The sequence below is a fragment of the Lyngbya aestuarii BL J genome, from assembly GCF_000478195.2.
GTDB classification, from domain to species: Bacteria; Cyanobacteriota; Cyanobacteriia; order Cyanobacteriales; family Microcoleaceae; genus Capilliphycus; species Capilliphycus aestuarii.
Window position 1 is genome coordinate 1 of record NZ_AUZM01000281.1, and the last position, 839, is coordinate 839.

At 37.7% G+C, this 839-nt stretch carries 2 protein-coding genes; both read left to right on the plus strand.

The window, feature by feature from the left end:
- A partial coding sequence (locus M595_RS28070; protein ID WP_238987158.1) for a hypothetical protein occupies positions 1–288 on the plus strand: 288 nt, incomplete at its 5' end.
- Between the two features lie 27 nt (positions 289–315).
- Positions 316–693, plus strand: coding sequence for a type II toxin-antitoxin system VapC family toxin (locus M595_RS28075; protein WP_040484353.1), 378 nt, complete (start codon positions 316–318; stop codon positions 691–693).
- Positions 694–839 lie beyond the last annotated feature (146 nt).

Here is an 839-nt window from a genome sequence, read left to right on the forward strand (position 1 = left end):
ATACATCCTAGTAAAATTATGTCAGAACATACCATTACCCTATCTGAAAAAACTTACCAAGCTCTCCTAGAAGTTGCCCAAAAACAAGGCTTAACCCCTGAAAATTGGATTTTAAATCAACTTTATCGGTCTCATTCGGAAACCGAACCTTTATCGGAAAAAATAGGGGATTTAATTGGGGCCATTGATAGTCAAGTTGAACCTCATCATCAGTTTAAGCCAACTGATTTTGGCGAACAGATTGCCACCAAATTATCTAAACAAGGACTGCGACGACCATCATTTTAGTTAACACTGGGCCTCTTATTGATCTGATTGGATAAAGGCCAGGGAGAAGCCCATGTTAAATGTGTTCAAACTTACAAAACACTAACAGGTTCTCTCTTAACAACATGGCCTTGTTTTACTGAGGCTATGTATTTTTTATCAGAATTGCGAGGTTGGTCAGCACAGGCTATCCTATGGGAGTTTATCAATAGAAAAGCCTTGTATCTTCACGCCATTAATGAAGCAGAATGTCAACGCATGAAAGTTTTGATGGAAAAATATCAAGATATACCTATGGATTTAGCAGATGCTTCTCTGGTGGCTGTGGCAGAAAGTCAAAAGATTAAGCGGATCTTTACACTAGATAGTGATTTTTATGTTTATCGATTATATGATCAAGATGCTTTTGAAGTCATCCCAGGATAAGAGCTAAAAGAGTCAGTGTGTTGATTAACCGGGTTTCTAGTTGAAATCTCGATGAGAATACAAAATTTCCCACACAAAACCCAGTTTGTATATTTATGCTGAAACCATTAGAGAATTTGTGCGATTGCTTTCACATTTCCCAGGGA